The sequence below is a fragment of the Pseudomonas triticifolii genome (genome assembly GCF_014358015.1).
Taxonomy (GTDB): domain Bacteria; phylum Pseudomonadota; class Gammaproteobacteria; order Pseudomonadales; family Pseudomonadaceae; genus Aquipseudomonas; species Aquipseudomonas triticifolii.
In genome coordinates, this window is record NZ_JACONV010000001.1 from 610,977 (window position 1) to 627,200 (window position 16,224).

Annotated in this window: 18 protein-coding genes; 12 read left to right on the forward strand and 6 right to left on the reverse strand. The window is 59.3% G+C overall.

The window, feature by feature from the left end:
* Positions 1 to 36: 36 nt before the first annotated feature.
* Entirely contained in the window at positions 37 to 408 is a 372-nt protein-coding gene (locus tag H8S56_RS02525; protein WP_024689360.1) for a hypothetical protein, read from the forward strand.
* Positions 409 to 579: 171 nt separating this feature from the next.
* Positions 580 to 762, forward strand: coding sequence for a hypothetical protein (locus tag H8S56_RS02530; protein WP_024689361.1), 183 nt, complete (start codon positions 580 to 582; stop codon positions 760 to 762).
* Positions 763 to 908: 146 nt separating this feature from the next.
* On the opposite strand, the gene H8S56_RS02535 is transcribed toward H8S56_RS02530, so the two are convergent.
* Complete coding sequence (locus tag H8S56_RS02535) at positions 909 to 1,469, reverse strand: hypothetical protein (protein ID WP_187517773.1); 561 nt, start codon at positions 1,467 to 1,469, stop codon at positions 909 to 911.
* A 251-nt stretch (positions 1,470 to 1,720) separates the two neighbouring features.
* Between H8S56_RS02535 and pbpG the strand changes: the two genes are divergently transcribed.
* On the forward strand, positions 1,721 to 2,662 hold the full coding sequence (gene pbpG / locus H8S56_RS02540) for a D-alanyl-D-alanine endopeptidase (protein WP_024689363.1): 942 nt from the start codon (positions 1,721 to 1,723) through the stop codon (positions 2,660 to 2,662).
* Between the two features lie 67 nt (positions 2,663 to 2,729).
* Here pbpG and H8S56_RS02545 read toward each other — a convergent pair whose 3' ends face one another.
* The 3 genes from H8S56_RS02545 to H8S56_RS02555 form a co-directional block, all read right to left on the reverse strand.
* Complete coding sequence (locus tag H8S56_RS02545) at positions 2,730 to 4,160, reverse strand: NAD-dependent succinate-semialdehyde dehydrogenase (protein WP_187517774.1); 1,431 nt, start codon at positions 4,158 to 4,160, stop codon at positions 2,730 to 2,732.
* Positions 4,161 to 4,405: 245 nt separating this feature from the next.
* The gene (locus tag H8S56_RS02550) at positions 4,406 to 5,272 is read right to left on the reverse strand and encodes an SDR family oxidoreductase (RefSeq protein WP_187517775.1); all 867 of its coding nucleotides are present in this window, start codon (positions 5,270 to 5,272) and stop codon (positions 4,406 to 4,408) included.
* 73 nt (positions 5,273 to 5,345) lie between these two features.
* Positions 5,346 to 6,485, reverse strand: a complete 1,140-nt coding sequence (locus tag H8S56_RS02555) for a glutathione-independent formaldehyde dehydrogenase (RefSeq protein ID WP_187517776.1) — start codon at positions 6,483 to 6,485, stop codon at positions 5,346 to 5,348.
* 237 nt (positions 6,486 to 6,722) lie between these two features.
* Between H8S56_RS02555 and H8S56_RS02560 the strand changes: the two genes are divergently transcribed.
* The 6 genes from H8S56_RS02560 (at position 6,723) to H8S56_RS02585 (ending at position 11,649) form a co-directional block, all read left to right on the forward strand.
* Positions 6,723 to 7,313, forward strand: coding sequence for an amino acid synthesis family protein (locus H8S56_RS02560; RefSeq protein ID WP_024689367.1), 591 nt, complete (start codon positions 6,723 to 6,725; stop codon positions 7,311 to 7,313).
* Positions 7,314 to 7,346: 33 nt separating this feature from the next.
* Positions 7,347 to 8,180, forward strand: coding sequence for an alpha/beta fold hydrolase (locus H8S56_RS02565; protein ID WP_187517777.1), 834 nt, complete (start codon positions 7,347 to 7,349; stop codon positions 8,178 to 8,180).
* Positions 8,177 to 9,658 carry an aldehyde dehydrogenase gene (locus tag H8S56_RS02570; RefSeq protein ID WP_187517778.1) on the forward strand — a complete coding sequence of 494 codons (1,482 nt, stop codon included), beginning with the start codon at positions 8,177 to 8,179 and terminating at the stop codon, positions 9,656 to 9,658. The genes H8S56_RS02565 and H8S56_RS02570 overlap by 4 nt, the downstream gene beginning before the upstream one ends.
* Before the next feature lie 13 nt (positions 9,659 to 9,671).
* Entirely contained in the window at positions 9,672 to 10,157 is a 486-nt protein-coding gene (locus H8S56_RS02575; protein ID WP_024689370.1) for a flavin reductase family protein, read from the forward strand.
* A 174-nt stretch (positions 10,158 to 10,331) separates the two neighbouring features.
* Entirely contained in the window at positions 10,332 to 11,084 is a 753-nt protein-coding gene (locus H8S56_RS02580) for a GntR family transcriptional regulator (protein ID WP_024689371.1), read from the forward strand.
* Between the two features lies 1 nt (position 11,085).
* The gene (locus H8S56_RS02585) at positions 11,086 to 11,649 is read left to right on the forward strand and encodes an NUDIX hydrolase (protein ID WP_187517779.1); all 564 of its coding nucleotides are present in this window, start codon (positions 11,086 to 11,088) and stop codon (positions 11,647 to 11,649) included.
* Between the two features lie 219 nt (positions 11,650 to 11,868).
* On the opposite strand, the gene H8S56_RS02590 is transcribed toward H8S56_RS02585, so the two are convergent.
* A complete protein-coding gene (locus tag H8S56_RS02590; RefSeq protein WP_187517780.1) occupies positions 11,869 to 12,372 on the reverse strand; it encodes a GNAT family N-acetyltransferase in 504 nt (167 codons plus the stop codon).
* Positions 12,373 to 12,457: 85 nt separating this feature from the next.
* Complete coding sequence (locus H8S56_RS02595) at positions 12,458 to 12,748, reverse strand: DUF1330 domain-containing protein (protein ID WP_024687311.1); 291 nt, start codon at positions 12,746 to 12,748, stop codon at positions 12,458 to 12,460.
* A gap of 92 nt (positions 12,749 to 12,840) precedes the next feature.
* On the opposite strand from H8S56_RS02595, the gene ribBA reads away from it, so the two are divergent.
* The 3 genes from ribBA (at position 12,841) to H8S56_RS02610 (ending at position 16,222) form a co-directional block, all read left to right on the forward strand.
* Complete coding sequence (gene ribBA, locus H8S56_RS02600; protein WP_187517781.1) at positions 12,841 to 13,950, forward strand: bifunctional 3,4-dihydroxy-2-butanone-4-phosphate synthase/GTP cyclohydrolase II; 1,110 nt, start codon at positions 12,841 to 12,843, stop codon at positions 13,948 to 13,950.
* A gap of 305 nt (positions 13,951 to 14,255) precedes the next feature.
* A complete protein-coding gene (locus tag H8S56_RS02605) occupies positions 14,256 to 15,281 on the forward strand; it encodes an ABC transporter substrate-binding protein (RefSeq protein WP_024694939.1) in 1,026 nt (341 codons plus the stop codon).
* Positions 15,266 to 16,222, forward strand: a complete 957-nt coding sequence (locus H8S56_RS02610; protein WP_024687308.1) for an ABC transporter permease — start codon at positions 15,266 to 15,268, stop codon at positions 16,220 to 16,222. The genes H8S56_RS02605 and H8S56_RS02610 overlap by 16 nt, the downstream gene beginning before the upstream one ends.
* Positions 16,223 to 16,224: the final 2 nt, after the last annotated feature.

Consider the following 16,224-nt stretch of genomic DNA (forward strand, 5'->3'; position numbering starts at 1 on the left):
AGGCCCGCGACAACGGGTTGAAAGCGAGGAACACTCATGATTCGTCAAATCCCCAAGATTGCCTTGTTTATAGGTGCGTTGGCCTTGGCAGGCCAGGCGAACGCCGATCATCGTGGCTGGGGTGGCCCAGCCGTGGTAGGTGCTTTGGTAGGCGCGGCTGTGGTGGGAGCAGCGGTATCGTCCAGCCGTGACAGAACGGTCTATGTCGAGCGTCAGCCGGTTTACTATCAGCCACCGGTGCAGCAGGTTTACTACGCGCCGCCGCCCCCGCCGCCCGTGGTTTATTATCAGCAGCCCGCGTATGAGGTCGTAGAGCGTTATCCGGCTCCGCCACCGCGTTACTACCGTCGCTATGACGGGCCGCCGCCAGGCTACTATCAGGGCTATGGCCCGCATGGTCGCTGGTAACAGCACAAAAACCCGCCTTTATCGGCGGGTTTTTCATTTCTTGCTCACACTCGGGTGCGTTGCCGCAACGTGCCGGACCCTCGTTCCCGTCAATGACGACTATTGAGAGCGTCGATTTCTGCCCGCAGCGCTCAACTCGTAAAGTAGCGCCATGCAAAGAAGGAGGTCGCTATGAACAACGTTCAAATCATGTCGGTGGTAGGCAGTGCAGTCCCGGCTTCGCTCAGAGAGCGCGGCCTGTTGGCGTGCTGGTACCTGATTCAGGACGGTGAACCGGTCAGCGGCCCCTTCGCATCATTGCCCGTGGCCCAGGCTTTTTCCGAGGAACTGAAAAGTCGCGTCCTGAATAGCTGACGCTCTGATGAAAGAACTTCGTGCGTTGCTCCGCACTCTCCCTTGACCGCATCGTTTGATGCGGTTTTTTTATTTTGGCAGGCCAGCAAACAGAGGGCTGTGATTGACGCATTGCGCTGTGGGCCCAACCTCCAGAGCAGACCCGATCACGTCCGCTCGGCCATCGCCGCATTGACCTGGCAACGGTGGGTGAGCTTCTGCAGACGCTTTTCCAGCGCCATGAACACCACGCGATCATTGCGACCGCTGTCCAGTTCATCGATCAGGTCGTTAGCCACCTGACGCAGTTCGTAGGCCAGTACCACGCGGTCGTCGTTCAGGTCCTGCTTGTGAGATTCGAACAGGCGGTGAAGGTAATCCTGCAAGGTGAACTTCAGGCTGTGACGATCACTGGCGCGCAGGTGCGCAAGGTTAAGGTTGATGCGCCCGTGCAATTCGCTCAGTTCACCGCACAAGTACTGCATACGGCGGGCATAACCTGTCTCGCGATCACGCAGTTGCTTGCGAGCCAGCACCGCTTCCTGCCTGCGCTGGATGGCGGGCACAGCGATGGCGACCATCATGCCCACGATCAGCGCGATGGCCTGCATCCAGCCTGCCCAATCCGAAGGCCGCGTAAAAAAACCGGCCAGCACCAGCAACACGACGACCAGTGAAGCCCCGATGACCAGAACAACGTAATCCTTGCCGATAAACCCCTTGAGCATTGCGTAACTCCTGAAATCCATGCCTTTCTATGGCAGGGAATGCTAATCGGTGTGAGCGTTGGACACCACGACTATTCAGGGTGCAGTCGGTTTTATGCCGTTTTCCTACTTAACAGCAACTTAACAACCTGCAGTTTTCCGTTTTTATTGACGAAACGCCCTACAACGCCCATCGACATACTGCAAAGCCTGCTCATAAAATGCCGGGTTTCCTTTATCCCTTTCGTTAACACCCCTTTATCGAGTGAGCCTTGCTCTTGAAAATTCGTCTGTCTGTTCTGAGCCTATTATGTGTACTTACGGGTTCGGCATTTTCCACTTCCACCCTGGCAAACGAAACCGCCGCGCTGAATCGCGACCCTTCCAACCTGCATCTGGCTTCCGGCAGTGCCATGGTCATAGACCTGCAGACCGACAAAGTCCTGTATTCCAGCAACCCGGACGTGATTGTGCCGATTGCCTCGGTCACCAAACTGATGACAGCGATGGTGGTCCTGGACGCCAAACAGTCAATGGATGAAGTGATTCCCGTCAACATCTCCCAGACGCCGGAAATGAAAGGCGTGTTCTCGCGCGTGAAGCTGGGCAGCGAGATGAATCGTCGGGACATGTTGCTGATCACCCTGATGTCGTCCGAAAACCGCGCGGCTGCGAGCCTTGCGCACAGTTATCCGGGCGGCTATCCGGCGTTCATTCTGGCGATGAACGCCAAGGCCAAGGCGCTGGGCATGAAACACACGGCGTATGTTGAGCCGACCGGACTGTCGGTCTACAACGTCTCGACAGCCCGCGACCTGACCAAGCTGGTCATGGCGGCGCGCAAGTACCCGATGCTGAGCGAGTTGAGCACCACCGAAACGAAGACCGTCACCTTCCGCAAACCGACCTACAGCCTGGTGTTCAACAACACCGACCATCTGGTGCGTAAGGAAAACTGGGACATCAAGCTGACCAAGACAGGCTTCACCAATCAGGCGGGCCACTGCCTGGTGCTGTTGACCACCATGGCCAACCGCCCGGTTTCGGTCGTGATCCTTGATGCCTTCGGCAAGTACACGCATTTTGCCGACGCCAGCCGCCTGCGTAAGTGGATGGAAACCGGCCAGAGTGGCCCGGCGCCAGAAGTCGCGTTGCAGTACAAGAAAGAGAAGAATCTGGTCATGAAGCAGACGGGTATTCAGGCTCGGGACTGATCAGCGCACGATAAAAAACGGCCGCAATGTGCAGACATCGCGGCCGTTTTCATTTCTGTACAAAGGCTCAGTTGTACTGAGTGACCAGCTTGGTATTAAGGTACGCCTCGATGGCCTCGGTGCCGCCTTCCGAGCCATAACCGGAATCCTTGATCCCGCCGAACGGAATTTCCGGCAGACCGATGCCCTGGTGGTTGATCGACAGCATCCCGGCTTCTATATAGGTGCTGAGCGCCTGAGCGGTCTTCATCGATGTCGTGAACGCGTAGGACGCCAGGCCGAATGGCACTCGATTGGACTCGGCAATCGCCTCTTCCACGGTATCGAACGGCACCAGCAACGCGACCGGGCCGAACGGTTCTTCGTTCATGATGCGCATGGTGGGCTTCAAGCCACTCAGCACAGTCGGTTCAAAGAAGTAACCCGCGCCCTCGACAGCCTTGCCACCGGCCGACACGGTTGCGCCCGACTTCACGGCATCGTCGATCAGGTCGATCAGCGCCGGGATGCGACGATCGTTGGCAACCGGACCCATGGTCGTGCCAGGTTCCAGACCGTTACCGACCTTTATTTCACGCGTCAGGCCGACAAACTTCTCGGTGAACGCTTCCAGTACCTTGCGCTGCACCAGAATGCGCGTTGGCGAGACACAGACCTGACCGGCGTTACGGAACTTGGCGGTAGCCAGAACCCGCGCGGCAAGGTCGATATCAGCGTCATCGAACACCAGCGCAGGCGCGTGGCCACCCAACTCCATGGTCGCGCGTTTCATGTGTTGGCCCGCCAGTGCCGCGAGCTGCTTGCCAACCGGCGTGGAGCCGGTGAATGTCACTTTGCGAATCACCGGGTGGGGAATCAGGTAGCCGGAGATTTCTGCAGGATCGCCGTACACCAGACCGATCACACCTGCCGGGACACCCGCGTCAGCGAAGGCACGGATCAGCTCAGCGGGCGAACCCGGGGTTTCTTCCGGTGCCTTGACGATGATCGAGCAACCGGCAGCCAGCGCCGACGACAGCTTGCGCACCACCTGGTTGATGGGGAAGTTCCACGGTGTGAAGGCGGCGACCGGACCGACCGGTTCCTTGACCACTTTCTGCTCGATGTTCACACCACGCGACGGCACGATGCGGCCGTAGCTGCGACGACCTTCCTCGGCCAGCCAGTCGATGATGTCAGCCGCGGAAATGGCCTCCATGCGCGCTTCGGCCAAGGGTTTACCCTGCTCCTGGGTCATGATGCGGGCAATGCCATCGGCACGCTCGCGCACCAGATTTGCCGCTTTCTGCATGATCTTGTAACGGTCGTAGGCCGAGGTCGTACGCCAGGTGGCGAAGCCCTTCTCGGCGGCAGCCAGCGCTTCATCCAGGTCGGCGATGCCTGCGTGAGCCACCGTGCCGATTGAATCACCCGTCGCCGGATTGATGACCGGAATCGTGCGGCCATCACGGCTTGCGCGCCATTGGCCGTCTACATAAAGCTGTACATCAGGGTACATGGCAACTCTCCATAGGTCGTTGCGCGGGAGCGTGAGACACCCGCTCTGAAAAACTGAAACAAATTTAGGGGCGTATACCCCTAATGGTCAAGTGACTTCGCGAAGCCACCGACATCTGCACGCGTTCCCAGCCTGCCCGACCCGATGGCAATAAAGTGTGAAAAATTGAAAACCTTCATGATAAAAGCCCGCGATTCAGGCGGCGTCGGTGCCGACACGCCCCCTCGCGGGCAGTCGTGTGGACGTTACAGAATCGGCTTGCCGCCCGTCACGCCATAGCGTGTCCCGGAGATATAGCTCGCTTCATCCGACGCCAGCAGCACATAGATCGGCGAGACTTCCACGGGCTGGCCGGGACGGCCGAGGGGCGTCTGGCTCCCGAAGTTCGCAGCCTCTTCTTCCGGCATGGTCGAGACGATCAGCGGCGTCCAGATTGGCCCCGGCGCTACGCTGTTCACCCGGATGCCCTTCTCGCCCAGCATTTGCGCCAGACCGGCAGTGAAGTTGGCAATCGCACCTTTGGTCGTGGCGTAAGGCAACAGCGTCGCCTTGGGCATGTCCGAGTTCACCGAACTGGTGTTGATGATCGAAGCACCGCGCCCCATATGAGGCACCGCTGCCTTGCAGATGCGAAACATCGCTGTGATGTTGACATCGAAGGTCATCAGCCATTCTTCGTCGCTGATTTCTTCCAGCGTTTCATGACTCATCTGGAAGGCTGCATTGTTGACCAAAACATCGATTCGGCCGAACTCTGCGACCGTCTTGCTCACGATATCCTCGCATTGCTGCTTCTGCGCCAGATCACCCGGTAGCAGCAGACATTTCCTGCCAGCCTCTTCTACCCAGCGCGCGGTTTCTTCGGCATCTTCGTGTTCGTTCAGATAGGAAATCGCTACCTGGGCACCCTCCCGCGCGAAGGCGATGGCGACGGCACGGCCAATCCCGCTATCGCCCCCGGTGATCAATGCGATCTTGTCATTCAGGCGGCCGGATCCGGTGTAGCTTTTTTCGCCGCAATCCGGATAGGGGTCCATCTTGCCCTGTAGGCCAGGTACGTCCTGAGGCTGCCTGGGAAAGGGTGGCTTTGGGTAGCTCTCGAAATCTTTCATGTATGAATCTCCTGGAAGAAGATGACGCCCCACGACGCCGAACGACGTGAGGCGAATGGCAGGGTCGCGACGATCAGGCGGCGGGCTTGAGCACGACTTTGGTCCAGCCGTTATCGCGATCATCGAAATGCTTGTAGGCGTCTGGTCCTTCGCTCAGTTTCAGACGATGGGAAATGATCTGCGACGGCTTGGCCCGGCCGTGGTGGATCAGCTCGGCCAGGCGGCGGTTGTACGCTTTGACGTTGGCCTGACCGGTGCGGATCTGCTGACCCTTGAACCAGAAGGAGCCGAAGTCAAAGGCCATCTTGCCCTCCTTCGCCAGCTCGTTATGCGCACCTGGATCCTGCGGCACGAATACGCCGACGACACCGATTCCACCCGTAGGCTTCGTCGAAGCCACCAGATTATTCATGGTCAGATGATTGGCTTCGTGGCCGTGACGATCGCAGCATTGATAGCCCACACACTCGCAGCCGCGATCTGTGCCTTTGCCATGCGTCAGATTGAGAATCTGCTCAACGGCCTCCTGCTCGGCCGAGTTGATCGGCGTAGCGCCCATCTTCGCGGCGAGTGCCAGGCGATCCGGGTGACTGTCGACGACGAATACTTGCGACGCGCCCTTGATCATGGCCGAGTGGGCAGCCATCAACCCCACAGGGCCTGCACCGTAGATCGCAACACTTTCACCGGGCAGCAGCCCTGCCAGCTCGGTGGCGTGCCAACCAGTGGGAAAAATGTCGGACAGCATGACGTAATCGTCTTCTTTCTCGACGGCATCTTCCGGCAGCAGCAGGCAGTTGAAGTCGGCATACGGCACACGCAACAGTTCAGCCTGCCCGCCCTCGTAAGTGCCCATGTCGGCAAACCCGTAGGCGCCCCCTGCGCTGCCCGGATTGACCGTCAGGCAATAGCCGGTCAGGCCTTTCTCGCAGTTCTCGCAAAAACCGCAGCCGATGTTGAACGGCAGGCAGACCCGGTCGCCGACCTTGATACGGTCGACGCCCGCGCCGACGGCAATGACCTCGCCCATATTCTCATGGCCGAAGATGCGCCCGGTTTCGAACGAGGTGCGGCCCTCGTACATGTGCAGATCGGAACCGCAGATGTTGGTAGTCGTCACTCTGACAAGAGCATCGGTAGGCTTCTCGATCCTGGCGTCCGGTACGTTCTTGACACTGACGTCGCGCGGGCCGTTGTAGACGATAGCTTTCATTCTTGGCTCTCCTGAAGTGAAAAAACGTTGAGCGCTTCATGGCTCACCGAATATCTGTCACATCCAGAACGCACGTGTTCAAAGCGATGGTCCCTACACCTGACGAGTGGTCAGACGTGGCAATTACCCATCATCCGCCCCCACCGCGCCCCTTCACATTGAAGAAAAACGCTTGCACGGGCAATCTTATGGTATACCATCATACGAAATACAATTTGGTCGTTCCGGGAGTCCTTCATGAGCTTTGAAATCCGCAAGATCGTCAATTACACCGAAGAAACCTTCATCGAAGGCGGCAAGGCCACCGACACGCCGGTGACCATGGTCGGGCTGGCGGTCGTGATCAAGAACCCTTGGCTGGGCAATGGTTTTGTCGAAGACCTGAAGCCGCAAATCCGCGCCAATTGCTCCGATCTGGGCGAGCTGATGGTCAAACGTCTGACCGATGCCATCGGTGGTGCCGACAAGATCCAGGCTTACGGCAAAGCTGCTGTCGTCGGTGCAGACGGCGAGATCGAGCATGCGTCGGCAGTGATTCACACCTTGCGCTTTGGCAATCACTACCGTGAGGCGGTCAACGCCAAGAGCTACCTGAGCTTCACCAACAAGCGCGGCGGACCGGGCACCTCGATTCAGATTCCGATGATGCACAAGGACGACGAAGGCCTGCGTTCGCACTACATCACCCTTGAAATGCACATCGAAGACTCACCACGTGCCGACGAAATCGTCGTTGTACTGGGTGCCGCCAACGGTGGACGCCTGCACCCGCGCATCGGCAATCGCTACATCGACCTGGAAGAACTGGCCGCTGAAAAGGCGCAGTAATCCCTTTCATCCATGTCTGCGCAGGAGCGATCCATGAGTCAGCTCACCGCTGAATGCACCCCGGCGGGTACCAGTTATCTGGCCACCGGCCAAGGCCACCCCGTGGTGTTGATTCACGGGGTGGGCCTGAACAAGGAAATGTGGGGCGGCCAGATTGTCGGCCTGGCCCCGCATTACCGTGTCATTGCTTACGACATGCTCGGGCATGGCGCCAGTCCGCGCCCGGATCCGGATACCGGCCTGCCTGGCTATGCCGAACAACTTCGCGAATTGCTGGAGCACCTGGGCCTGCCGCAAGCCACGATCATCGGCTTCTCGATGGGCGGTCTGGTGGCTCGTGCCTTCGCATTGCATTTTCCAGAGCACCTGTCGGGCATGGTCATCCTCAACAGCGTGTTCAATCGCAGCCCGGAACAGCGTGCAGGCGTCATCGCGCGTACCAGCCAGGCCGCCGAGCATGGCCCTGATGCCAATGCCGGTGAAGCGCTATCACGCTGGTTCAGTCGCGAGTATCAGGCGGCCAACCCGGCGCAGATCGCGGCCATTCGCCAGAACCTGGCAAGCAACGATCCGCAGGGCTACCTGACCACTTACAAGCTCTTTGCCACACAGGATATGTACCGCGCCGACGATCTGGGCGATATTCGCGCACCGACACTGGTTGCAACCGGCGAGCTGGACCCAGGCTCAACGCCTGAAATGGCCAGGGAACTGGCGATGCGTATCAAAGGCGCGGAAGTCGCGATACTGCCGGACCAACGCCACATGATGCCGGTGGAGTCGCCGCGCCTGGTCAATCAGGTGCTGCTGGACTTTCTCGACAAGTCGGCGCGTGTTCACAATTCGATAAAGGGGATCGTTGCATGAGCCTCACCCGTTTTCAGATGTGCATCGACGGCCTCTGGGTTGATGCACTTTCAGGCAAGACCTTCGACAGTCTGAACCCGGCGCTTGCCCAACCCTGGGCGCAACTGCCCGACGCTGACGAAGCGGACGTGGAGCGCGCCGTGCAAGCCGCTCAAAAAGCCTTCGAAAGCCCGGCCTGGAGAGGATTGACAGCCACGGCGCGCGGGAAGTTGCTGCGCAGGCTGGGCGATCTGATCGCCGAAAACAAGGAGCAACTGGCGCAGCTGGAAAGCCGTGACAACGGCAAGCTGATTCGCGAAACCCGCGGTCAGGTCAGCTACCTGCCGGAGTTCTTCCATTACACCGCAGGGCTGGCTGACAAGCTCGAAGGCGGCACCCTGCCCCTCGACAAGCCAGACCTGTTCGCCTACACCGTGCACGAGCCGATGGGCGTAGTCGCGGGGATCATTCCCTGGAACAGTCCGCTCTACCTGACCGCCATCAAGCTGGCTCCGGCGTTGGCGGCGGGCAACACCATCGTACTCAAGCCGTCCGAACATGCCTCGGCCACGGTGCTTGAGCTGGCACGTCTGGCACTGGAAGCAGGTATTCCACCGGGCGTGGTCAACGTGATTACCGGCTACGGCCCCACCACGGGTGCGGCGCTCACCCGCCATCCGCTGGTGCGCAAGATCGCCTTCACCGGCGGTGCTGCCACTGCACGCCACGTCGTGCGCAGCAGCGCCGAGAACTTCGCCAAACTCTCGCTGGAGCTGGGCGGCAAGTCGCCCAACATCATCTTTGCCGATGCCGACCTGGACAGCGCGATCAGTGGCGCCGTCGCAGGCATCTATGCAGCGTCGGGGCAAAGCTGCGTGTCCGGCTCACGCCTGCTGGTACAGGACGAGATCTACGACGAATTCGTCGAGCGGCTGATCGAACGTGCCAGCCGTATCCGCATCGGTAATCCTCAGGACGAAACCACTGAAATGGGCCCAATGGCCACCGCTCAACAGCTGGCGGTGGTCGAAGGATTGGTCGCCGACGCGCTGGCTGAAGGCGCTCGCTTGCGCCTGGGTGGCAAGCGACCGGAACGGGCCGGCGAAGGCTGGTTCTACGAGCCGACCCTGTTCGAATGCGACCACAATTCGATGAAGATCATGCAGGAAGAAGTCTTCGGCCCTGTAGCATCAGTGATTCGCTTCAAGGACGAGGCCGAAGCGCTGGCGATTGCCAACGATTCACAGTTTGGCCTGGCCGCCGGCATCTGGACCCGTGACCTGGGCCGGGCCCATCGCCTGGCGCGGGATATCCGCTCGGGGATCATCTGGGTCAACACGTATCGAGCCGTTTCGGCGATGGCGCCTATCGGCGGCTTCAAAAACAGCGGCTATGGACGCGAGAGCGGGATAGACTCCGTCCTGGCCTACACCGAACTGAAAACGGTGTGGATCAACCTTTCGCAGGCCCCCATGCCTGATCCATTTGTCATGCGTTAACGAGGCTGCTGCGATGATCGAACCCGGTATTTATAAAGAAGTCATGGCGTCGTTCCCTTCAGGCGTCACCATCGTCACCGCGCTGGACCCGGAGGGCAATCTGGTGGGCATTACCGCCAGCGCATTCAGCGCGTTGTCCATTGATCCGGCACTGGTGCTGTTCTGCCCCAACTACGCCTCGGATACCTATCCGGTGCTGCGCGACGGCAAGAAATTCGCCATCCACCTGCTCTCGGCCGATCAGCAAGCCGAGGCCTACGCGTTCGCCAGCAAAGGCAAGGAAAAAACCAAAGGCATCGAGTGGCATCTGAGCGAGCTGGGCAACCCGCTGCTCAACAACGCCACAGCGATCATCGAATGCGAGCTGTGGCGTGAATACGACGGCGGCGACCACGCCATTATCGTAGGCGCGGTGAAAAACCTGATCCTGCCGGCAACCCCTGTGACGCCTATGCTGTATCACAGGGGCAAGATGGGCGCCTTGCCTGCACTGGTCTGACGCTGTCTGGCCGGTTTTGGTGGATGCAGGCAACAGCGTGATAAACTCGGCCGCGATCCGGTTTACATCTTCGGACCATGCAGCAGCCCGCCTGAACCACGGGCTGCCGACATGAACGCGGCCATGATGCACAGGTCGTGTTTTTATCTGACAGCCTTACTCTGAGCACACCCGATGAAACGCCTGCCACTCGACGATAACTTCAAGGTCAACCGCAACCCCGTTACCCTGCGGGAGATCGTGCTGGACAAACTGCGCAGTGCGATCATGAACTTCCAGCTGCTGCCGGGAGATCGTCTGGTCGAGCGGGACCTGTGTGATCGCCTGGGTGTAAGCCGAACGTCGGTGCGCGAAGCACTGCGCCACCTGGAATCCGAAGGCCTGGTGGAGTTCGCCGACGCCAAGGGTCCACGAGTTGCCATCATCACGCTGGAAGATGCTTGTGACATCTATGAGCTGCGCTGCGTACTCGAAGGGCTGATCGTGCAGTTGTTCACCCTGCGCGCCAAACCCAAAGACATCAAAGCGCTGGAAAAAGCACTGCAGGTGAACAGTCAGTCACTCAAGGAAGGCGAACTGCAACAGGTCATCGACTCGGTGCAGGGTTTCTACGACGTGTTGCTGGAAGGCTCGGGCAACCATGTCGCCGCCACTCAGCTTCGCCAGTTGCAGGCACGCATCAGCTACCTGCGTGCCACCTCGGTTTCGCAGGAAAACCGTCGCGGCGCCAGCAACAAAGAAATGGAGCTGATCGTCGAAGCCATCAAGAGCGGCGATCCGCTGGCTGCGCATCAGGCGTCGGTCGATCACGTACGCAATGCCGCCCGCGTGGCGCTTGAATACCTCAAATCCAAACAGGATGACGACGCCAGGGTCCGCGAGATCGTGGCGCCCGTTGCCCTGAAAGAACCCCGCATAGGTCGATGAAATGGCCCTGCCGCGCTTCTGTCCCCAATGCGGCAGCGCTGATCTCGATCAGCGCGTCCCCTCGGGCGACACCCATGCGCGGCTGATGTGCGGCCATTGCCCGTACATCCACTACGTTAATCCGAAAATCATCGCCGGCTGCATCATCGAGCAGGAAGGCAAATACCTGCTGTGCCAGCGCGCCATCCCACCACGTCCCGGCACCTGGACCTTGCCCGCAGGCTTCATGGAAAGCGGCGAGACCACCGAACAGGCGGCGCTGCGTGAAGTGTGGGAAGAAAGCGGCGTGCGCGCCGAAATCGTCTCGCCCTACTCCATCTTCAGCGTGCCGCAGATCAGCGAGGTCTACATCATCTTCCGCGCCATCGCGCTGGAGATTACCGGTCAGTTCGGCCCGGAGACCCTGGACTACAAATTCTTCGCCCCTGAAGACATCCCGTGGGACAGCATCTACTACCCCGCCATCCGCCAGATCCTGGAGCGCTACATCGAAGAGCGTCAGGCGGGGGTGTATGGCATCTACATCGGCAATGACGACACCGGTAAGGTGCATTTCATTCGGTGAGCATGACGTCCAGGACGTGAGCCTTCCCGAACAGTTTGTGTCAGACACATCAGCCGTCAACTGAACGTAGACTGAGCAGGATTTCCTGCCAACACTTCACTGTGGGAGGCGGCTTGCCGGCGATGGCGTCAGTTCAGTCGCTGACAGGTCGCCCGGAAGATCGAATCGCCGGCAAGCCGCCTCCCGCGGGATGTATTCGATCACTAACCTTCGCGTACATCATCGCAACCGCGACATTGTCAGTGCATCGACCATCATGCCGTCACGTATCGCGTATTGACGCAGCCGACCCTCAGTTTCGAAACCGAACTTCTGATACAGGCCAATGGCAGCCTCGTTGTCAGCATAAACCGTCAGCTCGACTCGACGCAGATTCATCCAGTTGTCGGCGACATCGAGCACAGCGGCCAGCATCTTCGACCCTACACCCTTGCGGTGCCAGGCAGGCGTTACCACCATGCCGATGCTACCAACGTGGGTTTGGCGAATACGTGAGGACTGCTCCAGGCCGATATGACCGATCACTTCGCTGCCCTGCACCGCAACCAGCTTGAGCTGGCGCTCATGGCTCGCAAACAGGCGTTTGCGCCAGACCTCGACCGACTGATGCGGCATCTGCAACACCTGACGGCAAACGGCGGGATCGTTGTAAAGCGCAGCGAGGCTTTCGAGGTGCGTTTCAGCCAGACACTGGATGAGGATATTCGGAGTGGGCGCATGCACTGTGTTTAGTCCGTTAATACAGGTGGCAGCGCAGTGTAAAGGCCATGATCTGCCTGTGACCAGTCCTGCCCTCCGTAGCGGCCCGCTAAGCCATGCCTTCAACAATCACGATCTCTGCGCTGGACGCGCCCTGACGATGGCTCATGGCGTCCTGATACTCAGGTGACCGATAGCAGGCAATCGCCTGTTCATAGGACTCAAATTCGATCACCACTGTGCGCTGCGGCGTCGCTCGTCCTTCCAGCGCCTCAGAGCGCCCGCCCCGTGCCATGAATTTGCCACCAAATAATGCGAAAGCGGCTGGCGCGCGTTGAGTATATTCGCTGTACTGCTGAGGGTCGGTCACGTCGACGTGTGCAATCCAATAAGCTTTCATCGCGATCTCACTGTTTCATTGATAGGGAATCTGTGAAATATTCTGTCTTATGGTATACCACAATAACTCAACCATAACATCGGGATCCGAGCATGGCATTCGATCGCATCGAAGACATCATTGAAGACTATCGCCAAGGAAAGATGGTCCTGCTGGTAGACGACGAGGACCGCGAAAATGAAGGTGATCTGCTGCTGGCGGCAGACTGCTGTTCGCCACAGGCCATCAGCTTCATGGCCCGTGAAGCGCGTGGGTTGATTTGCCTGACGCTGACTGACGAGCATTGCCAGCGCCTGGGCCTTGAACAGATGGTACCCAGCAACGGCAGCGTTTTCGCTACTGCGTTCACCGTATCAATCGAAGCCGCCACAGGCGTCACGACCGGTATCAGCGCAGCAGACCGGGCGCGTACGGTGCAGGCAGCGGTCAACCCTGAGGCGGTGCCGGAAGACCTGGTCCACCCCGGCCATATCTTTCCGCTGCGCGCACGCGAGGGCGGCGTGCTCACACGCGCCGGGCATACCGAGGCCGGTTGCGATCTGGCGCGTCTGGCCGGCTTCGCACCCGCCTCGGTAATCGTCGAAGTCATGAACGACGACGGCACCATGGCTCGTCGCCCGGATCTGGAGCGTTTTGCCGAGAAACATGGCATTCGTATCGGCACCATTGCCGACCTGATTCATTACCGGCTAAGCACCGAACACACCATCGTCAGAATCGGCGAGCGCGAGCTGCCGACAGTGCACGGTACTTTCCGGCTGTTCAGCTATGAAGACCGTATTGAAGGCGGCGTGCACATGGCAATGGTGATGGGCGACGTGCGCCGAGACGAACCCACGCTGGTGCGTGTGCATGTAGTCGACCCGCTACGCGACCTGGTCGGTGCCGAGTACACAGGGCCTGCCAACTGGACCCTTTGGGCAGCGTTGCAGAGGGTTGCCGAGGAAGGTCGCGGCATCGTCGTGGTGCTGGCCAATCATGAGTCCTCACAAGCGTTGCTGGAACGCATTCCGCATCTGACCCAGCCCGCGCGCCAGTACACCCGATCGCAGTCACGCATCTATTCGGAAGTCGGCACAGGAGCGCAAATTTTGCAGGACCTTGGCGTCGGCAAGTTGCGTCACCTCGGACCGCCGCTGAAGTACGCGGGCCTGACCGGCTACGATCTGGAGGTGGCTGAAAGCATTCCCTTTCCCGGCTGAACGTGACGTCTGGCATTGAGAAGGCTTGCAGCCAGCACTGCTTTAAAACGCCCGTAAACACGGCGTTTGAAACAGAAAAACCGACCCGTCAGTTGCCGTATGAGGGCAAAATACTTGCACAAAGTTTGGAATACCATAATATGACATTCCACAGCCGCAACGATTTGTCAGACGCCCCCGATCAGGGACAGCATCAATAAAAAGCGTCTGGCAGGTGACTGGTTTCAAAGGCCCATTGGACCTACTGCTCCCGAATACGCGGGCAAGAAATGCCCGCTCAAAACACAACAAATGAGGGCGTGAAAATGGTGTTGAACAAACGTGCAACGGCAGTCCTGGCGGCTGGCGTGTTGGCTTTCTCGAGTGTCGCCGCCATGGCCGCCGACAGCGTCAACTTCGTGAGTTGGGGGGGCTCGACCCAGGATGCCCAGAAACAGGCATGGGCGACTCCATTCGCCAAGACCAGCGGCATTACCGTCGTACAGGACGGGCCGACCGACTACGGCAAACTCAAGGCCATGGTCGAAAGCGGTAACGTGCAGTGGGACGTAGTGGATGTCGAAGCCGACTTCGCGTTGCGCGCCGCCGCCGAAGGCCTGCTCGAACCTCTGGACTTCAACACCATCAAGCGTGACGAAATTGACCCCCGCTTCGTTTCCGAGCACGGCGTCGGTTCGTTCTTCTTCTCATTCGTCCTGGGCTATAACGAAAGCAAATTGGGCAACAAAAAGCCGGTCGACTGGACGGCCATGTTCGACACCAAGACCTATCCCGGCAAACGCGCGATGTACAAATGGCCAAGCCCCGGCGTACTCGAACTCGCCCTGCTGGCTGACGGTGTAGCCGCCGACAAGCTTTACCCGCTGGACCTGGACCGCGCCTTCAAAAAACTCGACACCATCAAGAAAGACATCGTCTGGTGGGGCGGTGGCGCGCAATCCCAGCAATTGCTGGCGTCCGGTGAAGCGTCGATGGGCCAGATGTGGAACGGTCGCGTCTACGCCCTGCAACAGGATGGCGCGCCTGTGGGCGTGAGCTGGAAGCAGAACCTGGTCATGGCCGATTTCCTGGTGGTGCCAAAAGGTGCCAAGAACAAAGAGGCTGCGATGAAGTTCATTGCCAACGCGACCAGCGCCAAAGGTCAGGCAGACTTCTCCGGCCTCAGCGCCTACGCCCCCGTGAACGTGAAAAGTATCGAGCGTCTTGACTCGACGCTGGCACCGAACCTGCCTACCGCTCACGCTCAGGATCAAGTGACTCTCGACTTCGCCTACTGGGCCAAGAACGGTCCAGACATTGCGACACGGTGGAACGAATGGCTGGTCAAGTAAAAATGACGGCTGTTGCGTCCGGTCAATCCCATCCGGCCGGGGGTGCTTCGCGCACCGCCGGTGCGGTTTCAGGCAAGGCGACGAACATGCAGCCAACCCCTTCTCTGGCACAACGCTGGCGCGGCAGTCGCAACCTGATTCCTGCGCTGCTGTTCCTGGGACTGTTTTTCTTCGCCCCATTGATCGGTCTGCTGTTACGCGGCCTGCTTGAACCCGTTCCAGGGCTGGGCAACTACGAGCAATTGTTCGCCAACTCGGCGTATTCGCGCGTACTGCTCAACACCTTTTCGGTCGCAGGGCTGGTCACGCTGTTCAGTCTGTTGCTGGGCTTCCCGCTGGCCTGGGTGATCACGCTGGTACCACGCGGCTGGGGCCGCTGGATCCTCAACATTGTGCTGCTGTCGATGTGGACCAGCCTGCTGGCACGGACCTATTCATGGCTGGTGCTGCTGCAGGCATCAGGGGTCATCAACAAGGCGTTGATGGCGATGGGCATCATCGATCAACCGCTTGAAATGGTGCACAACCTGACCGGTGTGGTGATCGGCATGAGTTACATCATGATTCCGTTCATCGTGCTTCCGTTGCAAGCGACCATGCAGGCCATTGACCCGATGGTGCTGCAGGCCGGTTCCATCTGCGGCGCGAGCCCCTGGACCAACTTTTTCCGGGTGTTTTTACCGCTCTGCCGTCCGGGCCTGTTTTCCGGCGGGCTGATGGTGTTCGTGATGTCGCTGGGTTACTACGTCACCCCCGCTTTGCTGGGCGGTGCGCAGAACATGATGCTGCCTGAATTCATCGTCCAGCAGGTGCAGTCATTCCTCAACTGGGGACTGGCCAGTGCCGCTGCTGCATTGCTGATTGTGATCACTCTGGTGCTGTTCTTCTTCTATCTCAAGCTCCAGCCGGAATCGCCGGTCGGTGCCAGCAACGGGAGGTAAGC